This window comes from Methylobacterium gnaphalii, from assembly GCF_007992215.1.
In the GTDB taxonomy this organism is placed as follows: Bacteria; Pseudomonadota; Alphaproteobacteria; order Rhizobiales; family Beijerinckiaceae; genus Methylobacterium; species Methylobacterium gnaphalii.
Map to the genome: position 1 here is coordinate 56,348 of NZ_BJZV01000011.1, position 15,594 is coordinate 71,941.

Annotated in this window: 14 protein-coding genes and 1 tRNA gene; 7 read left to right on the top strand and 8 right to left on the bottom strand. The window is 66.5% G+C overall.

The features are described from left to right. Positions 1-65: 65 nt before the first annotated feature. From MGN01_RS10975 to glnA, 3 genes are all read right to left on the bottom strand, one after another. Entirely contained in the window at positions 66-644 is a 579-nt protein-coding gene (locus MGN01_RS10975; protein ID WP_147046655.1) for an NADPH-dependent FMN reductase, read from the bottom strand. Positions 645-771: 127 nt separating this feature from the next. Next, positions 772-2,706 carry a putative bifunctional diguanylate cyclase/phosphodiesterase gene (locus tag MGN01_RS10980; protein ID WP_147046656.1) on the bottom strand — a complete coding sequence of 645 codons (1,935 nt, stop codon included), beginning with the start codon at positions 2,704-2,706 and terminating at the stop codon, positions 772-774. A 292-nt stretch (positions 2,707-2,998) separates the two neighbouring features. Then, positions 2,999-4,408: a type I glutamate--ammonia ligase gene (glnA, locus tag MGN01_RS10985; protein ID WP_147046657.1), complete on the bottom strand. Its 1,410-nt coding sequence runs from the start codon at positions 4,406-4,408 to the stop codon at positions 2,999-3,001. Positions 4,409-4,489: 81 nt separating this feature from the next. Between glnA and MGN01_RS10990 the strand changes: the two genes are divergently transcribed. Next, positions 4,490-4,708 carry a hypothetical protein gene (locus tag MGN01_RS10990; protein WP_147046658.1) on the top strand — a complete coding sequence of 73 codons (219 nt, stop codon included), beginning with the start codon at positions 4,490-4,492 and terminating at the stop codon, positions 4,706-4,708. A 179-nt stretch (positions 4,709-4,887) separates the two neighbouring features. Beyond that, the gene (locus MGN01_RS10995; RefSeq protein WP_147046659.1) at positions 4,888-5,928 is read left to right on the top strand and encodes a glutamine synthetase beta-grasp domain-containing protein; all 1,041 of its coding nucleotides are present in this window, start codon (positions 4,888-4,890) and stop codon (positions 5,926-5,928) included. Between the two features lie 165 nt (positions 5,929-6,093). Here MGN01_RS10995 and MGN01_RS11000 read toward each other — a convergent pair whose 3' ends face one another. Genes MGN01_RS11000 through MGN01_RS11010 form a run of 4 tightly spaced genes read right to left on the bottom strand, consistent with a single transcriptional unit; the run spans position 6,094 to position 8,177 of the window. After that, positions 6,094-7,023: a glutaminase gene (locus MGN01_RS11000; protein WP_147046773.1), complete on the bottom strand. Its 930-nt coding sequence runs from the start codon at positions 7,021-7,023 to the stop codon at positions 6,094-6,096. Between the two features lie 35 nt (positions 7,024-7,058). Beyond that, positions 7,059-7,403, bottom strand: a complete 345-nt coding sequence (locus MGN01_RS24505; RefSeq protein ID WP_306437177.1) for an isocitrate lyase/phosphoenolpyruvate mutase family protein — start codon at positions 7,401-7,403, stop codon at positions 7,059-7,061. Beyond that, the gene (locus MGN01_RS24510) at positions 7,373-7,837 is read right to left on the bottom strand and encodes an isocitrate lyase/phosphoenolpyruvate mutase family protein (protein WP_306437176.1); all 465 of its coding nucleotides are present in this window, start codon (positions 7,835-7,837) and stop codon (positions 7,373-7,375) included. The genes MGN01_RS24505 and MGN01_RS24510 overlap by 31 nt, the downstream gene beginning before the upstream one ends. A gap of 1 nt (position 7,838) precedes the next feature. Further along, positions 7,839-8,177, bottom strand: a complete 339-nt coding sequence (locus tag MGN01_RS11010; protein WP_147046660.1) for a P-II family nitrogen regulator — start codon at positions 8,175-8,177, stop codon at positions 7,839-7,841. 205 nt (positions 8,178-8,382) lie between these two features. On the opposite strand from MGN01_RS11010, the gene MGN01_RS11015 reads away from it, so the two are divergent. Then, the gene (locus MGN01_RS11015) at positions 8,383-9,891 is read left to right on the top strand and encodes an NAD(P)H-hydrate dehydratase (RefSeq protein WP_147046661.1); all 1,509 of its coding nucleotides are present in this window, start codon (positions 8,383-8,385) and stop codon (positions 9,889-9,891) included. On the opposite strand, the gene MGN01_RS11020 is transcribed toward MGN01_RS11015, so the two are convergent. After that, positions 9,888-11,312 (bottom strand): multicopper oxidase family protein, encoded by a 1,425-nt coding sequence (locus MGN01_RS11020; protein ID WP_147046662.1) that lies wholly within the window; start codon positions 11,310-11,312, stop codon positions 9,888-9,890. The two genes, MGN01_RS11015 and MGN01_RS11020, sit on opposite strands and share 4 nt — an antisense overlap. A 182-nt stretch (positions 11,313-11,494) precedes the next feature. Between MGN01_RS11020 and MGN01_RS11025 the strand changes: the two genes are divergently transcribed. The 4 genes from MGN01_RS11025 (at position 11,495) to clpX (ending at position 15,393) form a co-directional block, all read left to right on the top strand. Next, positions 11,495-11,579: transfer RNA gene (locus MGN01_RS11025), tRNA-Leu, on the top strand. A gap of 158 nt (positions 11,580-11,737) precedes the next feature. Then, positions 11,738-13,141 carry a trigger factor gene (tig, locus tag MGN01_RS11030; RefSeq protein WP_147046663.1) on the top strand — a complete coding sequence of 468 codons (1,404 nt, stop codon included), beginning with the start codon at positions 11,738-11,740 and terminating at the stop codon, positions 13,139-13,141. 126 nt (positions 13,142-13,267) lie between these two features. Beyond that, positions 13,268-13,894, top strand: a complete 627-nt coding sequence (locus tag MGN01_RS11035; RefSeq protein ID WP_147046664.1) for an ATP-dependent Clp protease proteolytic subunit — start codon at positions 13,268-13,270, stop codon at positions 13,892-13,894. Positions 13,895-14,121: 227 nt separating this feature from the next. Continuing rightward, positions 14,122-15,393, top strand: coding sequence for an ATP-dependent Clp protease ATP-binding subunit ClpX (gene clpX / locus MGN01_RS11040; protein WP_147046665.1), 1,272 nt, complete (start codon positions 14,122-14,124; stop codon positions 15,391-15,393). The last annotated feature ends 201 nt before the right edge of the window (positions 15,394-15,594 follow it).

Genomic DNA, 15,594 nt, shown 5'->3' on the forward strand with positions numbered 1-15,594 from the left:
GGCTGGCTTGAACATGGCCCCGGCAGGGGTCCGGGGCAACGCCTCCCGACGAGCGGGCCACAGCATCAGTACGGCGTCCCTCCGGCCCGCTTCGCCTGCAACGCCTCGGCGTACCAGGCCAGCTCGTCGAGGAACTTGTCTGCGGCCTTGCCGAGCCATTCCTCGGCCGGCTCGCCGCTCTCGTTCAGCGCCTTCTGGATGCGCGGGATCGGCAGGAGCGAGGGGATGCTCGGCGTGCCGAGCTCCGCCAGCATGGCGCGCAGTTGCATCGCGGCGCGCACCCCGCCGAACTGACCGGCCGAATAGCAGACGATGCCCGAAGGCCGCCAGAAATACTCTTCGAGGAAATGGTCGAGGGTGTTCGACAGGGCCGGCGGGATCGAGTGATTGTACTCGCCCGAGACCACCACGAAGGCGTCGGCACGGCGTAGCAGCGTGGCGAGGTCTTCGAGCACCTTCGGCGCCTGCCCCTTGGGATGCTCCTTGTACATCCGGTCGAGCAGCGGGAGGTTCAGCTCGGCCGGGTCGACGAGCGGCGCCTCGTGCCCCCGCGCCGCAAGCCGCGCCGTCAGGAACCGCGCGGCGCGGATGCCCAGCCTATCGGATCGCACCGAACCGAGGATGACGGGAACGACGAGGGGCATGCGGCCTCCGAGGCAGGACGGATCAACCCCTCCATCCTCGCCCGGTTCCCGCGCGCCGTCACGCAGGATCGGGGTCTGGTTGCGTCGGCCGGCGTCCGGGACGGCCGGGCCGAGACGGAGCCACCCGTCAGGCGATGGCCGGCTGAAGCTGCCTCACCGGCTTCGAAGCGACCGGAAGCCGGCTCCCCCCCAGTGCCTCGATCTCATCGCGAGGCAACGGCTTCTGCAGGAGATAGCCCTGCATGAAGCGGCAGCCGGCCGAGCGCAGCAACAGCATCTGCTCGACCGTCTCGACGCCCTCGACCACGCAGTCGAAGCCGAGATTGCGGCAGAGGTCGATGATCGCGCGGATGACGTTGAGGGAGGCCGTGTCCTCGCAGATGTTCGTCACGAAGCTGCGGTCGATCTTGAGCTTGGTGATCGGCAGCTTGTGCACGTAGCTCAGGCTCGAATAGCCCGTGCCGAAATCATCGAGCGCGAGGCCGACGCCAAGCGCCTTCAGCTCTGTCAGCGCATCGCGCCCATCGACGAGATCGCGCATCAGCCCGGTCTCGGTCAGCTCGAAGATGATCCGGCCCGGTGCAATGCCGCTCTGGCGCACGATCTCCATGATGTCGGCCCGGCAGGCGCTCGAGGCGATGTCGTGGGCGGACAGGTTGAAGGAGAGGCGCACCTCCGCGGGCCAGGTTGCCATGTCGGCCAGGGCCCTGCGCAGGAGCGCGCGCGTCACGTCGAGGATGAGGCCGCTGCGCTCGGCCACGACGATGAAGTCGCCCGGCGATACCGTTCCGATCGTCGGGCTCGTCCAGCGGGCCAGCGCTTCGTAGGCATCGACGCGGTCTTCCGCCACATCCACGATCGGCTGGTAGACGAGGCTGAACTCGGTCTCGAGGTCGGCGCTGCGTAGCGCCTGCTCGATCACCGCGTGGCTGCGCAGCTGCGCCTCGTGTTCGGGCGCGAAGCAGATCGCGGTGCCGCGGTGGCAGTCCTTGGCGTGATAGAGGGCATGGTCGGCCCGCTCGACCAGCATCGCGGCCGTCGCGGCAGCGCAGGGGAAGCGGGCGAAACCCACCGATGCGCCGATCTGCGCGGTGACCTCGCGCAGCGCGTAGGGCTGGCGCAGCGAGGCGCAGATCCGGCGGCCGATCACGTCGAGGTCATGCTCTCCTTCGACGACCACCCCGAACTCGTCGCCGCCGAGCCGTGCCACCCAGCCGATACCGGACATGATGGCGTCGAGGCGCTCGCCAACCTCGATCAGCACCTCGTCGCCGGCCCCATGGCCGAAACTGTCGTTCACCGGCTTGAAGCCGTCGAGGTCGATCAGGCCGACGGCGAAGCTGGTGCCCGCCGGGCCCGCCTCGGCGATGGTCTGCTCGAGCTTGCTGAAGAAAGAGCGCCGGTTCGGCAGGCCCGTGAGCGGGTCGGTATGCGCAAGATCGCGGTTCTCGGCGATCAGCGAGGTCAGCCGAACGAAATCCCGGTAGCCCATCATCTGCAGGAAGATCATCACGCTGATGACCCCGGCGAAGTTCAGGGCCACCACGATGAGCAGGACCTCGCCGCTGCTGACGAAGTACAGGGTTACGGGGACGGCGACGACGCCGACCGTCGCTGCCGCCGAACTCAGGTGCAGCAGACAGGTCAGGCAGATGAGCATGGTGATGGTCAGAAAGAACAGCACCTGCATCTGGGTGGCGACGTCGCCGTAGCGGGTGAGAAGCACCGCCCAGATCGAGAAGCCGGTTCCGAACACCGCTGCGGAGAGGTTTGTCCCGCGCAGTCGCCTGAACGCGGCCTCGCCCTCGACCGGCCTGCGCAGGGTTCTCATCCAAACCACGGCCCGCATCAAGGCGATGGCGAGCATGACGAAGATCGGCGGCAGGGTGAGCCAGTCCGGCGCGATCCCGTGATGCGTATAGGCCAGAGCCAGGGCGTTCACGGACAGCGTCAGCAGGAGCACTGGCACCTGCCGCGAGAGCGCCCGAACCTGCGCTGCCGCCAGCGCCGCATCGGAGTGCGGGACCGAGAACAACCGCGACGGGAGGAACGATCGAGTCATGTGCGCTGCGCCGGTCTTGAAAAACTGCCGGGGCGGTCATCAGAAACAGACAAGTCCTAACATTTCGGTACCAGATATAAACCTAGATCGAATTTAACAATATTACGGATTATCTGCGCGTATAGTTGTAATGATGAATGATATCTTTGGTATCAAATAATCTAAAGTTTGCAGATGCTGCCGGAGCGACGCGGTGAAGACCACACACGAGGTTTCGACGCGGGCCGGAACCGGAAATGAAAAAGGGGCCGGATCGCTCCGGCCCCATTCGTTCTGCTCGATCCGATATCGCTCAGAGCGAGTAGTACTGCACGAACTCGATCGGGTGCGGGGTCATCTCGTAGCGCAGCACCTCGGTCATCTTCAGCTCGATGAACGAGTCGATCTGGTCGTCCGAGAACACGCCGCCCTGCTTGAGGAAGGCGCGGTCCTTGTCGAGGCTCTGCAGCGCCTCGCGCAGAGAGCCGCACACCGTCGGGATCTTCTTCAGTTCCTTCGGCGGCAGGTCGTAGAGATCCTTATCCATGGCCGGGCCCGGATCGATCTTGTTCACGATGCCGTCGAGGCCGGCCATCAGCAGGGCCGAGAAGGCGAGGTAGGGGTTTGCCATCGGGTCGGGGAAGCGGACCTCGACGCGCTTGGCCTTCGGGTTCGTCGTCCACGGGATGCGGCAGGAGGCCGAGCGGTTGCGCGCCGAGTAGGCGAGCAGCACGGGAGCCTCGTAGCCCGGCACCAGACGCTTGTAGGAGTTGGTGGACGGGTTGGTGAAGGCGTTGAGCGCCTTGGCGTGCTTGATGATGCCGCCGATGTACCAGAGGCATTCCTGGCTGAGATCGGCGTACTTGTTGCCCGCGAAGAGCGGCTTGCCGTCCTTCCAGATCGACTGGTGCACGTGCATGCCCGAGCCGTTATCGCCGTAGACCGGCTTCGGCATGAAGGTCGCCGACTTGCCGTAGCTCTGCGCGACGTTGTGGATTGCGTATTTGTAGATCTGCATGTGGTCGGCGAGCAGCGTCAGCGTGTCGAACTTCATGCCGAGTTCGTGCTGGGCGGAGGCCACCTCGTGGTGGTGCTTCTCGACCTTCACGCCCATGGACTGCATGGCCGCCAGCATCTCGCCGCGCATGTCCTGCGCCGAATCCTGCGGGGGCACCGGGAAGTAGCCACCCTTGGTCTGGACGCGGTGGCCGAGGTTGCCGCCCTCGTAATCGGTGAAGCCGTTGGTCGGCAGCTCGGTCGAGTCGAGTTCGAAGCCGGTGCGGTAGGGGTCGGCACCGAACTTCACGTCGTCAAACACGAAGAACTCAGCCTCGGGACCGACATAGATGGTGTCGCCGATGCCGGTCGACTTCAGATAGGCCTCGGCGAGCTTGGCGGTCGAACGGGGGTCGCGGGAATAGGGCGCGCCGGTCGAGGGCTCGAGCACGTCGCAGACGATCGACATGGTCGAGGCCGAGAAGAACGGATCCATGCAGGCCGTGACCGGATCGGGCATCAGCAGCATGTCGGACTCGTTGATCGCCTTCCAGCCGGCGATCGAGGAGCCGTCGAACATCGTGCCTTCAGAGAAGAGATCCTCGTCGACGAGGGAGACGTCAAAGGTGACGTGCTGCCACTTGCCCCGGGGATCGGTGAAACGGAGGTCGACGTATCGGACGTCGTTGTCCTTGATCGCCTTCAGGACTTCGGCTGCGTTCTTCATCGTCGGCGTTCTCCTCGGGAAGGGAGCGTAGGCAGGGGAGCGTAATCGCCGCGTTCGACGGAGCGTCCGGGATTGCGGCCGATGGCCGATCTCGCCGAGCATGCTCACGGCAACGTGGCTTTGACGATCTGCTATCGCCGGGCGTTTGCCCGACCGACCGGAGTGTCGTGCGCCCTCCCGTCGCGCACGTTGGCCGGGCGCACTGATATCTCCCGATCGCATCTGTTGCCAGACGGGCGCATGAGGGATTTTGCCGCTTTTTCAGGCAATTCATGGGCAATTCGTTCTCGCGACGCGTGAACGGCTATACGGCCGCGCTTTCTTCGGGCATCCGATGCCCGATCGCGCGCCAGTCACGGCAGCCTTCAAGCAGGGCCGGTTGGCACGGGACATGCAAGCGCGGTTCCGGCCCAAAACGACCCGGCGCAGTTCGGGCGTCCGTCAATCGCGCACATGTCGGCGAACGAGAGATTACAGGGATGACCAAGTTCAAGCTCGAATACATCTGGCTCGACGGGTACGAGCCGGTGCCGAACCTGCGCGGCAAGACGCAAATCAAGGAATTCGAAGCCTTCCCGACGCTGGAGCAGCTCCCGATGTGGGGCTTCGACGGCTCGTCGACCAAGCAGGCTGAGGGCGGCTCGTCCGACTGCATGTTGAAGCCGATCCGCCACTTCCCCGATCCGGCCCGCACCAACGGCGTGCTCGTGCTCTGCGAAGTCATGATGCCCGACGGCGTCACCCCGCATGTCTCGAACAAGCGCGCCACCATCCTCGATGACGAGGGCGCCTGGTTCGGCTTCGAGCAGGAGTACTTCTTCTACAAGAACGGCCGCCCGCTCGGCTTCCCGGCCGAGGGCTACCCGGCTCCGCAGGGCCCGTATTATTGCGGCGTCGGCGCCTCGAATGTCGGTCCGGTCGCCCGCCAGATCGTCGAGGAGCATCTTGACCTCTGCCTCGCCGCCGGCATCAACCACGAGGGCATCAACTCGGAAGTCGCGAAGGGCCAGTGGGAATTCCAGATCTTCGGCAAGGGCTCCAAGAAGGCTGCCGACGAGATGTGGATGGCGCGCTACCTGCTGCAGCGCCTCTGCGAGAAGTACGACATCGACATCGAGTATCACTGCAAGCCGCTCGGCGACACCGACTGGAACGGCTCGGGCATGCACTGCAACTTCTCGACCGAGCACATGCGCTCCGTCGGCGGCAAGGCGTATTTCGAGGCGCTGATGGCGGCCTTCGAGAAGAACCTCGACGCCCACATCGCCGTCTACGGTCCGGACAACCACATGCGCCTGACCGGCAAGCACGAGACGGCGCCGTGGAACAAGTTCTCCTACGGCGTGGCTGACCGCGGCGCCTCGATCCGCGTGCCGCACTCGTTCGTGAAGAACGGCTACAAGGGCTACCTTGAGGACCGTCGCCCGAACTCGCAGGGCAACCCCTACGAGATCGCCTCGCAGGTCCTGAAGACCATCGCTTCGGTCGAAGCCGCCGACGAGCAATCCGCCGCGGCCTGACGCCTTCGCCAGCATGATGTGAAACGCGGCGCGGATCTCCGGATCCGCGCCGTTTTTCGTTTCTCGCCTTGCCGTCGCGCGACCGCCAATGACTGCGTCCCAGGACGGTCGCTCAACCCTCGCGTGCATTCCCTCGCCCCAGGCGTGTAGGTGGGACGCGGCGGATCACTCGCCGAAGATCGACCAGCCCATGCGCTTGGTCAGCCGCTCCAGGGCAAGGCGTCCAAGATGCGAGTTTCCGGCCGCATCGAGCCCGGGCGACCAGACGGCGATCGAGGCCGTGCCGGGGGCGATAGCGAGGATGCCGCCGCCGACCCCGCTCTTGCCGGGCAAGCCGACCCGGTAGGCGAAATCGCCCGAGCCGTCGTAATGGCCGCAGGTCAGCATGATCGCGTTGATGCGACGCGCGCGCTCCGGCGAGATCACCAGCAGGCCCGTCGAGGGGTTGCGTCCGCTATGGGCGAGAAAGCGGCCGGCCATGGCGAGTTGCCGGCACGACATCGCGACGGCGCAGTGGTGGAAATAGACGCCGAGCGTGTAGTCGACCGGGTTATCCAACACCCCGTAGGACTTCATGAAATTGGCGAGCGCGACGTTGCGGAAACCCGTGCGCTTCTCCGACGCCGCAACCCTCTCGTCGATGGTGATCGTCGAGTCCTCGGCCAGGAACTGCAGGAAGCGCAGGATCTCGCCGAGCGCCTCGCGGGGTTCGTGGCCCGACAGAATGGCATCCGTGACCGCGATGGCGCCGGCATTGATGAAGGGGTTGCGCGGCACGCCCTTCTCCAGTTCCAGCTGGACGATAGAGTTGAAAGGGTTGCCGGAGGGTTCGCGGCCCACCCGCTGCCAGAGCCGGTCACCGATCTTGCCGAGCGCGAGCGTCAGGGTGAACACCTTGGTGATGCTCTGGACGGAGAAGGGCGTCTCGCTGTCGCCTGCCGCCGCGAGGTTGCCGTCGGCATCGATCACCGCGAGACCGAAGGCTTGGCGGTCGGCTCGGGCGAGTTCCGGGATGTAGGTGGCGACCTCGCCGCGATCCGGCCGACGCCGCATCTCCTCGGCGATCTCGCTCACGACGTCGTTGAGGTGGGGCAGGATTCGGCTCGCGGTCAGGTGTAGGGGGAGGGCGCTCAGGCGCTGTTGAAGCTCGCGCTCGGCAGGGCGCCGTCCTCCTGCAGCATGCGTGCCGCCGCGTCGAAGCCGGCCCAGGCCGCGAAAGCGAGACGACTGCCGGTGCTGACGCGCCGCACGCCGAGTTCGGCGAGGTCCGCCACGCGCATGGAGGGCGACATCAGCAGGACGTTGACGGGCTTCGGTGCGACAGCCTGGACGATCTCGCGGATCGCCCCAGGATCGGAGATGCCCGGCGCATAGAGGCAATCGGCCCCCGCCGCTGCATAGGCGACGATCCGGTCGATGGTCGGAGCAAGGTCCTTCTGGCCGATCAGGAAGCCCTCGCTGCGGCCGACCAGGATCGTCTCGCGGTGATCCCGTCGATCGCCGCGCGCGCGGCTGCGATCCGCTCCACGGAGAGCGTCCTGTCGTAGAGCCTGTCGCCCTTTCGATCCTCGATCGACAGGCCGGCGATGCCCGTCTCCAGCGCCAGAGCAACATTGGCCGCCACGCCGTCCGGATCATCGGCGAAGCCGGCCTCGAAATCCGCGTTCACGGGCAGGCTGGTCGCGGCACAGAGCGCACGCAGGTGGCCGAGGACGGCGTCGCGGGGGAGGGTGAGATCGTCGTACCCGGCGCTCCAGGCGAAGCCTGCGCTCGTCGAGGCGACGGCCGCAAATCCGAGCTTCTCCAGCTGCCTGAGGCTGCCGATGTCCCACGGATTGGGAAGCGCGAAGCAACCCTGGGCGTGAAGGGCGCGGAAGGCGAGGCGTGAAGCGGCCGCCTTCGCACTCATCTCAGATCGCGTCCGAGCCCGTCTCACCCGTGCGGATGCGGATCGCATCCTCGATCCCGGAGACGAAGATCTTCCCATCGCCGATGCGGCCAGTCTGGGCGGACTTACGGATGGCCTCGACGGCGGCCTCGACCTGCGAATCCGCGAGCACGATCTCGAGCTTCACCTTGGGCAGGAAGTCGACCACGTACTCGGCGCCGCGATAGAGCTCGGTATGGCCCTTCTGGCGGCCAAACCCCTTAGCCTCAATCACGGTTATGCCCTGCAGCCCAACGTCCTGCAGGGCCTCCTTCACCTCATCCAGCTTGAACGGCTTGATGATCGCTTCGATCTTCTTCATTCGATGGGCGCCTGGGCTGCGCAAATGTGGAGTTGATGAGTCCTAGCACCGCCTCCAGAGGATCGCCACGGCGTTTTGCCGTGAAGCCGCCGCAACCTGCGTAAGCCTTGATCAGGAACGGCACAATATTTGAGCAATTTGCCCTAAATCGCTCACTTCTCAGGCATCGCATGGACGATGCGCATGCAGGGATGGAAAAGCTTCGATGACCACGAACCGCCTGCTGACGGTCGCCGCGATGCGTCGGGTCGACGAGACGGCAATCCGGGGCGGCACCGCCGGCTACAGGCTGATGCAGGCGGCCGGCTGCGCGGTGGCGGAGCGCGCCCGGGCCATGGCGCCATCCGGCGGGCGCGTGCTGATCCTGTGCGGCCCTGGCAACAATGGCGGCGACGGCTTCGTCGCGGGTCGTCTCCTCGCCGAGGGCGGCTATCACGTCGTCCTGCGCCTGATGGGAGACCGGGGCACGCTGTCCGGCGATGCCGCGCTTGCCGCCGCGGGTTGGGCGGGCGCGGTGGAACCGGCGCTCCCGGCGGGCGACGTGTCCGGCTTCGACCTGATCGTCGACGCGCTGTTCGGGGCAGGCCTGTCACGGGACATTACGGGCGAGGCGAGCGAGCTCATCGAGGCCGTTAATGCATCCGGCACGCCCGTGCTCGCCGTCGACGTCCCGAGCGGCCTGGATGGCGACAGCGGGGCCATCCGCGGCGCGGCAATCACGGCGACGGAGACCGTAACCTTCGTGGCGTTGAAACCCGGCCACCTGCTTCAGCCGGGTCGCTCGCTCTGCGGCGGCCTGCACGTCGCCGATATCGGCACGGGCGCCGAGGCACTGGCGGCCGGCCTCGACGCCGCCGGCGCGCCTGCCTTCCGCAACGGCGCCGAACTCTGGGGCGATGCGTTTCCACGTCCCGGAGCCCAGGGGCACAAATACACGCGCGGCCATGCGCTGGTCCTGTCGGGGCCGGCCACGAAGACGGGCGCGGCGCGTCTTGCCGCACGCGGGGCACTGCGGATCGGGGCAGGGCTCGTGACGGTGGTGTCGCCGAGCGGCGCCCTGGCCGAGAACGCCGCCCATCTCACCGCGATCATGCTGCGCGCCTGCGACAGCCCCGACGATCTCGACGACCTGCTGACCGACGAGCGGCTCGACACAGCGCTGATCGGCCCAGGCCTCGGCATCGGCGAGGCCACCCGTGACCTCGTCGCCGTTGCGGCCTCCGCCGGCCGCAAGCTCGTGCTCGACGCCGATGCGCTGACGAGCTTCAAGGGCCAGGCCCCCCTGCTGGCCGGCCACATCAGCCAGGGCGGCTCGGAGGCCGTGCTGACCCCGCACGAGGGCGAATTCGCGCGGCTCTTTGCCGACACCGCAGCCGTGACTGATGGCCTGAGCAAGCTCGAACGCGCCAGGCAGGCGGCGGCCATCGTCGGCAGCATCGTCGTTCTGAAAGGCGCGGATACCGTCATCGCCGCGCCCGACGGGCGGGCGGCGATCAACGACCACGGCTCGCCCTATCTCGGCACCGCGGGCTCGGGCGACGTGCTCGGCGGCCTGATCGCCGGGCTGCTCGCCCAGGGCATGCCGCCATTCGCGGCCGCCTGCGCCGGCGTCTGGCTGCATGGCGATGCGGGCTTGCGCCATGGGCCGGGACTGATCGCCGAGGACATCCCGGAAATGATGCCGGAGGTGCTTGACGCGCTGCTTGAGGCCTAAACGACCTCGAAGCTCGTCCACATCCCGGTATCGAACCGCTCCAGCACCGTGGAGCTGATCAGCCAGCGTCCCGGATTGTCGGCGAGGAAGGCGATGCGGGCGGTCTTGCCGTCGAGGAGCTGGAAGGTGTCGAGCCAGTAGGGCTCCCAGCCGTCGTCGAGCGGGTGGAGCAGGCGGAAGGCGTGGCCGTGCACGTGGAGCGTCTGCAGGAACGCCGTGTCGTTGCGGATCGCCAGCACCACGACCTGACCGCGCTTCACCGAGAAGGCCGGCGCCGCACCGGCAGCGCCGCTCACACCGTTGATCTGCCAGATCCGGGTGGGATCGCCGGTGAAGACCGGCTCGGTGCCGGGCTTGTCCTTGTCGATCCGTGCCCCGCCCGTGAGGACTAGATCGCGACGGAAGGCGTTTTGCAGCTTCACCTCGGCCGGCAGCAGGCTGTTGTTGCCGATGAGCGCGATCGGCGGGAGCGCGCTACGCCGCTGCAACGGCTCGCCCTTCGTCTTGATGGTGGCCAGCGCCAGGCCCTGTCCGATCAGCGCGTTGATCGTGACCGCGGCGCCTGCCTCGGTCGGCATGTCGAGCAGCAGGTCATAGCGGGTACCCGGCGCGAAGGGCAGGGTGGCGCGAAGGGGCTCGAACAGATCCGTCGGCTGGCCGTCCACGGCCACGACATAGGCCTTCGCGCCGTCGAAGCGGATGCGGGTCGAGCGTGCATTGCAGGCATTGGCGAGCCGCAGACGCAAGCGGCTGCCCGGCGGCACCTCGACGGCTTCCGGAGTCGGCCGGCCGTTGACGCTGACGAGGTTGCCGAGCCGGCCCGAGGCGGCGGCGAAGGAAACCTGACCGAAGGCGAGCGGCTGCCCTTCGTCGTCCAGCCGCAAATCCTGGAGCAGGAAGCTCAGGTCGCGGTCGGTGGGCGGCGGCGTTGGCTCCTCGACGACGAGCATCCCGGCAAGGCCCCGGCCCGACGGCTCGCTCGATCCGCCGACGATGAGCGGCCGGATCACCGAAGTACCGGCATCTGGAGGCGTGAACTCGTAGGTGAAGCTCGCGCCCGGCGCGATCGGCGGCTGCGTCACGCCGCCGACGCCGTCCATGGCGTTCTTGTTACGCACGCCGTGCCAGTGCAGCGCGAGCGGCTTGTCAGTCTTGTTGTCGAGCTTCAGCCGCACGGCCTCGCCCTTGCGGATCCGCAGCACCGGCGGTGCCGACTTCCCGTCGAAGCTCCAGATCGGGGTCTCCTTGGCCGGCTCCGGCTTCAGGCGCGACTGACCCGGCGCAGCGGTCCAGGTGGTCTCGGCCGGCCCGGCAGCCGGCGCGGTCTGCGCAACGGACGACCGCGGCAGCCAGGCGAGGGCAGCGGCCCCTCCGAGCAGCGCACGTCGCGACGGTCCTGTCGTGGCTTTGCGTGGCGGCATGGCACCCGGATTGTTGGAGGAGACAGCGCGCTCCGGCCGGAGCACAGGAGGCTACTTAGCGGTGGCCGAGGCCCATCGCCAACACGCGGTCCGAGCGTGCGAAGTTTTTTGCTGCGGCCTGGAACGCGCGTGTTATAGAGCCGGCCCTGTGCGGTCGGACATGTGCCTCCTCGCAGGTGTCCGCGGGCGTGGCGGAACTGGTAGACGCGCTGGATTTAGGTTCCAGTGTCGCAAGACGTGGGGGTTCGAGCCCCTCCGCCCGCACCAGTCCAGCTGCCGTGACCGCCGAGGGGCCTGCGACAGCGCATCATGATGCCGCGTCGAGTTGGACCTCCACCTTGGATCGGTCCGCCGCACCGCCGGGGGTTCGCCCACGGCGGACGAAGCCATTGCAGTAAGACGTTAGAGAATCGGACGAGACGACGATGCAGGTGACCGAGACGACTTCCGAGGGGCTGAAGCGCGAGTTTCAGGTACTCCTTCCCGCAAGCGAGCTCGAGGATCGCCTGAATTCCGAGCTGTCGAACATCAAGGGCAAGGCGCAGCTCAAGGGCTTCCGTCCCGGCAAGGTGCCGGTGGCGCATCTGCGCAAGGTCTACGGCAAGTCCGTGATGGCCGACGTGCTGCAGAACGCCGTCAACGAGGCCAACCAGAAGATCGTCGCCGACAACAGCCTCAAGCTGGCGCTCGAGCCGCAGATCGAGTTCCCGAAGGACGAGGAAAAGAACATCGTCGAGAAGGCCCTCGAGGCCAAGGGCGACCTCGCCTTCAAGGTGAAGCTCGAGGTGCTGCCGACTTTCGAGCTCGTCGACCTCTCCGACGTCACGCTGACCAAGCCGGTCCTCAAGCCCTCCGACGAGGAGGTGCAGGAGGCGCTGGATCGCATGGCCAAGCAGAACCGCGACTTCAGGGCCAAGGACGAGGGTGCCGCTGCCGAGACCGGCGACAAGGTTACGATCGACTTCGTCGGCAAGATCGATGGTGTCGAGTTCGAGGGCGGCAAGGGCGAGGACGTCGACCTGGAGCTTGGCTCGAACACCTTCATTCCCGGCTTCGAGGACCAACTCGTCGGCGCCAAGGCCGGTGACAGCCGCGTCGTCAAGGTGAGCTTCCCTGAGGACTACCAGGCGGCCCAGCTCGCCGGGAAGGCCGCCGAGTTCGACGTCACCGTCAAAGGCGTCCAGGCGCCGGGCGAGGTGAAGATCGACGACGAGCTCGCCAGGCGCTTCGGCATGGAAGACCTCGACAAGCTCAAGGAAGCCGTCAGCAAGGCCATCGGCACCGACTACGACGCGGCCTCGCGCCGCAAGACCAAGAAGGCGCTGCTCGACGCGCTCGACGGCAAGTACGCCTTCGAGCTGCCCCCGAGCCTCGTCGCGCAGGAATTCGCGAGCGTGTGGGCCCAGGTCGAGCAGGACCTGAAGAACCGCGAGAAGACCTTCGAGGACGAGGGTACCACCGAAGAGAAGGCTCAGGAGGAGTACCGCAAGATCGCCGAACGGCGCGTGCGTCTCGGCCTGGTGCTTGCGCAGGTCGGTGAGACCGCCGATATCAAGGTCTCCGACGACGAGGTCAATCAGGCCCTCTTCGCCCGGGTGCGTCAGTTCCCAGGCCAGGAGAAGGCGGTCTACGACTTCTACCGGAACAACCCGCAGGCGCTCGCCGAGCTTCGCGCGCCGCTGTTCGAGGAAAAGGTCGTCGACCACGTCCTCGCACAGGTCAAGCTCGTCGAAGAGCCTGTCTCCAAGGAGGCGCTCTTCGCCGACGACGACGAAGAGGCCGCACCTGCAGAGACAAACGAGGCGGCGGCCGAGAAGGCCGCCGGCTGAGGCCCGCACCCGAGGTTCAGGGTAAGCGGGTCCGATCAGGCGGTGTTAACAACCGCCGTAGTTGGCTTGTAACACCGGCTCTGGGGTGATTCGCCCCGGCCGGTCCCTGACCTTGAGGGCGTGAGAATGAGAGATCCGGTCGACTACTTCCAGAACAACCTCGTCCCGATGGTGGTCGAGCAGTCGAGCCGCGGCGAACGCGCCTTCGACATCTATTCGCGCCTTCTGCGCGAGCGCATCATCTTCCTCACCGGCCCGGTCGAGGATTACGGCGCTTCGCTGATCGTCGCGCAGCTGCTGTTCCTCGAAGCCGAGAACCCGAAGAAGGAAATTTCCTTCTACATCAACTCGCCTGGCGGCGTGGTGACCTCGGGCCTCTCGATCTACGACACTATGCAGTTCATCCGCTGCCCGGTGACGACCCTCTGCACGGGCCAGGCGGCCTCGATGGGCTCGCTCCTGCTCTGCGCGGGCGAGGCTGGCCACCGCTTCGCCCTGCCGAACGCCCGGATCATGGTCCACCAGCCGTCCGGCGGATTCCAGGGTCAGGCCACCGACATCCTGATCCATGCCCGCGAGATCGAGGCCCTGAAGAAGCGCCTCAACGAGATCTACGTGAAGCATACCGGCCGCGACTACGAGACCATCCATCAGGCGCTCGAGCGCGACAACTTCATGACCGCCGATGCGGCCAAGGAGTTCGGCCTGATCGACGACATCCTGCACAAGCGGCCGGAGCCGGTAGCGGCGTAGGGCGTTTCCGTCGACGGAGGATCGATCTGCGATGCGTCTTTTTGGCGACAGATCTGAGCGTTGGACAGGTTGATCCGAAGTCGGCAGCATGATTGCATCGGGGTTCGTGCCCCACCCGACCCCCGGTGCGTGCCCTGAGGTGACTGTTTCTTTAGGCGGATGCCTGTAATTCTGAGCGATGCGCGTGTGTCCCTTGCCGGCGCCGCGCTCGCGGAGCGGAGACCGATATGAGCAAGACTGGCGGCAACGACTCCAAGAGCACGCTGTACTGCTCGTTCTGCGGCAAGAGCCAGCACGAAGTCCGCAAGCTCATTGCGGGCCCGACGGTGTTCATCTGCGACGAGTGCGTCGAACTGTGCATGGACATCATCCGCGAGGAGTCGAAATCCTCGCTCGTGAAGTCGCGGGACGGCGTGCCGACCCCGAAGGAAATCCGTCGCGTCCTCGATGATTACGTCATCGGCCAGGACTACGCGAAGAAGGTCCTCTCGGTCGCGGTGCACAACCACTACAAGCGCCTCGCCCACGCGACGAAGCACTCCGACGTCGAGCTGGCGAAGTCCAACATCATGCTGATCGGGCCGACGGGCTCGGGCAAGACGCTGCTCGCGCAGACGCTCGCCCGCATCCTCGACGTGCCGTTCACCATGGCGGATGCGACGACGCTGACCGAAGCCGGCTATGTCGGCGAGGACGTCGAGAACATCATCCTGAAGCTGCTCCAGGCCTCCGACTACAACGTCGAGCGGGCACAGCGCGGCATCGTCTACATCGACGAGATCGACAAGATCTCCCGCAAGTCGGACAATCCCTCGATCACCCGCGACGTCTCGGGCGAGGGCGTGCAGCAGGCGCTCCTGAAGATCATGGAGGGCACCGTCGCCTCCGTGCCTCCGCAGGGCGGGCGCAAGCACCCGCAGCAGGAGTTCCTGCAGGTCGACACCACGAACATCCTGTTCATCTGCGGCGGCGCCTTCGCGGGGCTGGAGCGGATCATCTCCCAGCGCGGCAAGGGTACCTCGATCGGCTTCGGCGCGAGCGTACAGGCGCCCGACGACCGCCGCACCGGCGAGATCTTCCGCTCGGTGGAGCCGGAGGATCTGCTCAAGTTCGGCCTGATCCCCGAATTCGTCGGCCGTCTGCCGGTCCTGGCGACGCTGGAGGATCTCGACGAGAGCGCCCTCAAGCGGATCCTGCAGGAGCCGAAGAACGCCCTGGTGAAGCAATACGCCCGTCTCTTCGAGATGGAGAACGTCGAGCTGACCTTCCAGGAAGAGGCCCTGTCCATGGTCGCCCGCAAGGCGATCGAGCGGAAGACCGGCGCCCGCGGCCTGCGCTCCATCCTGGAGACGATCCTGCTGGAGACGATGTACGACCTGCCGGGCCTCGACTCGGTCGAGCAGGTGGTGATCGGCCCCGAGGTCGTCGAGGGCAAGTCGCGGCCGCTCTACATTCACGGCGACCGTAACAAGGAAGCCCCGGCCAGCGTCAGCGCCTGATTCGATTGTGGGACCGCGCCGTTCGATCGGCGCGGTCCACTCATTTCACCGTCACGAAACTTGAAAGCCGTGTCGGCGAGCGCCACCTGATCACCAGCGCAGTGGCCGCATGCTCACCTCCCGAGGTGCGGTGCCGCGCCACCAGCCGCAAACGTTCGATCCGTTATCCGACCAAACGCGGCCCGGTCGGCCCTGGCAGGA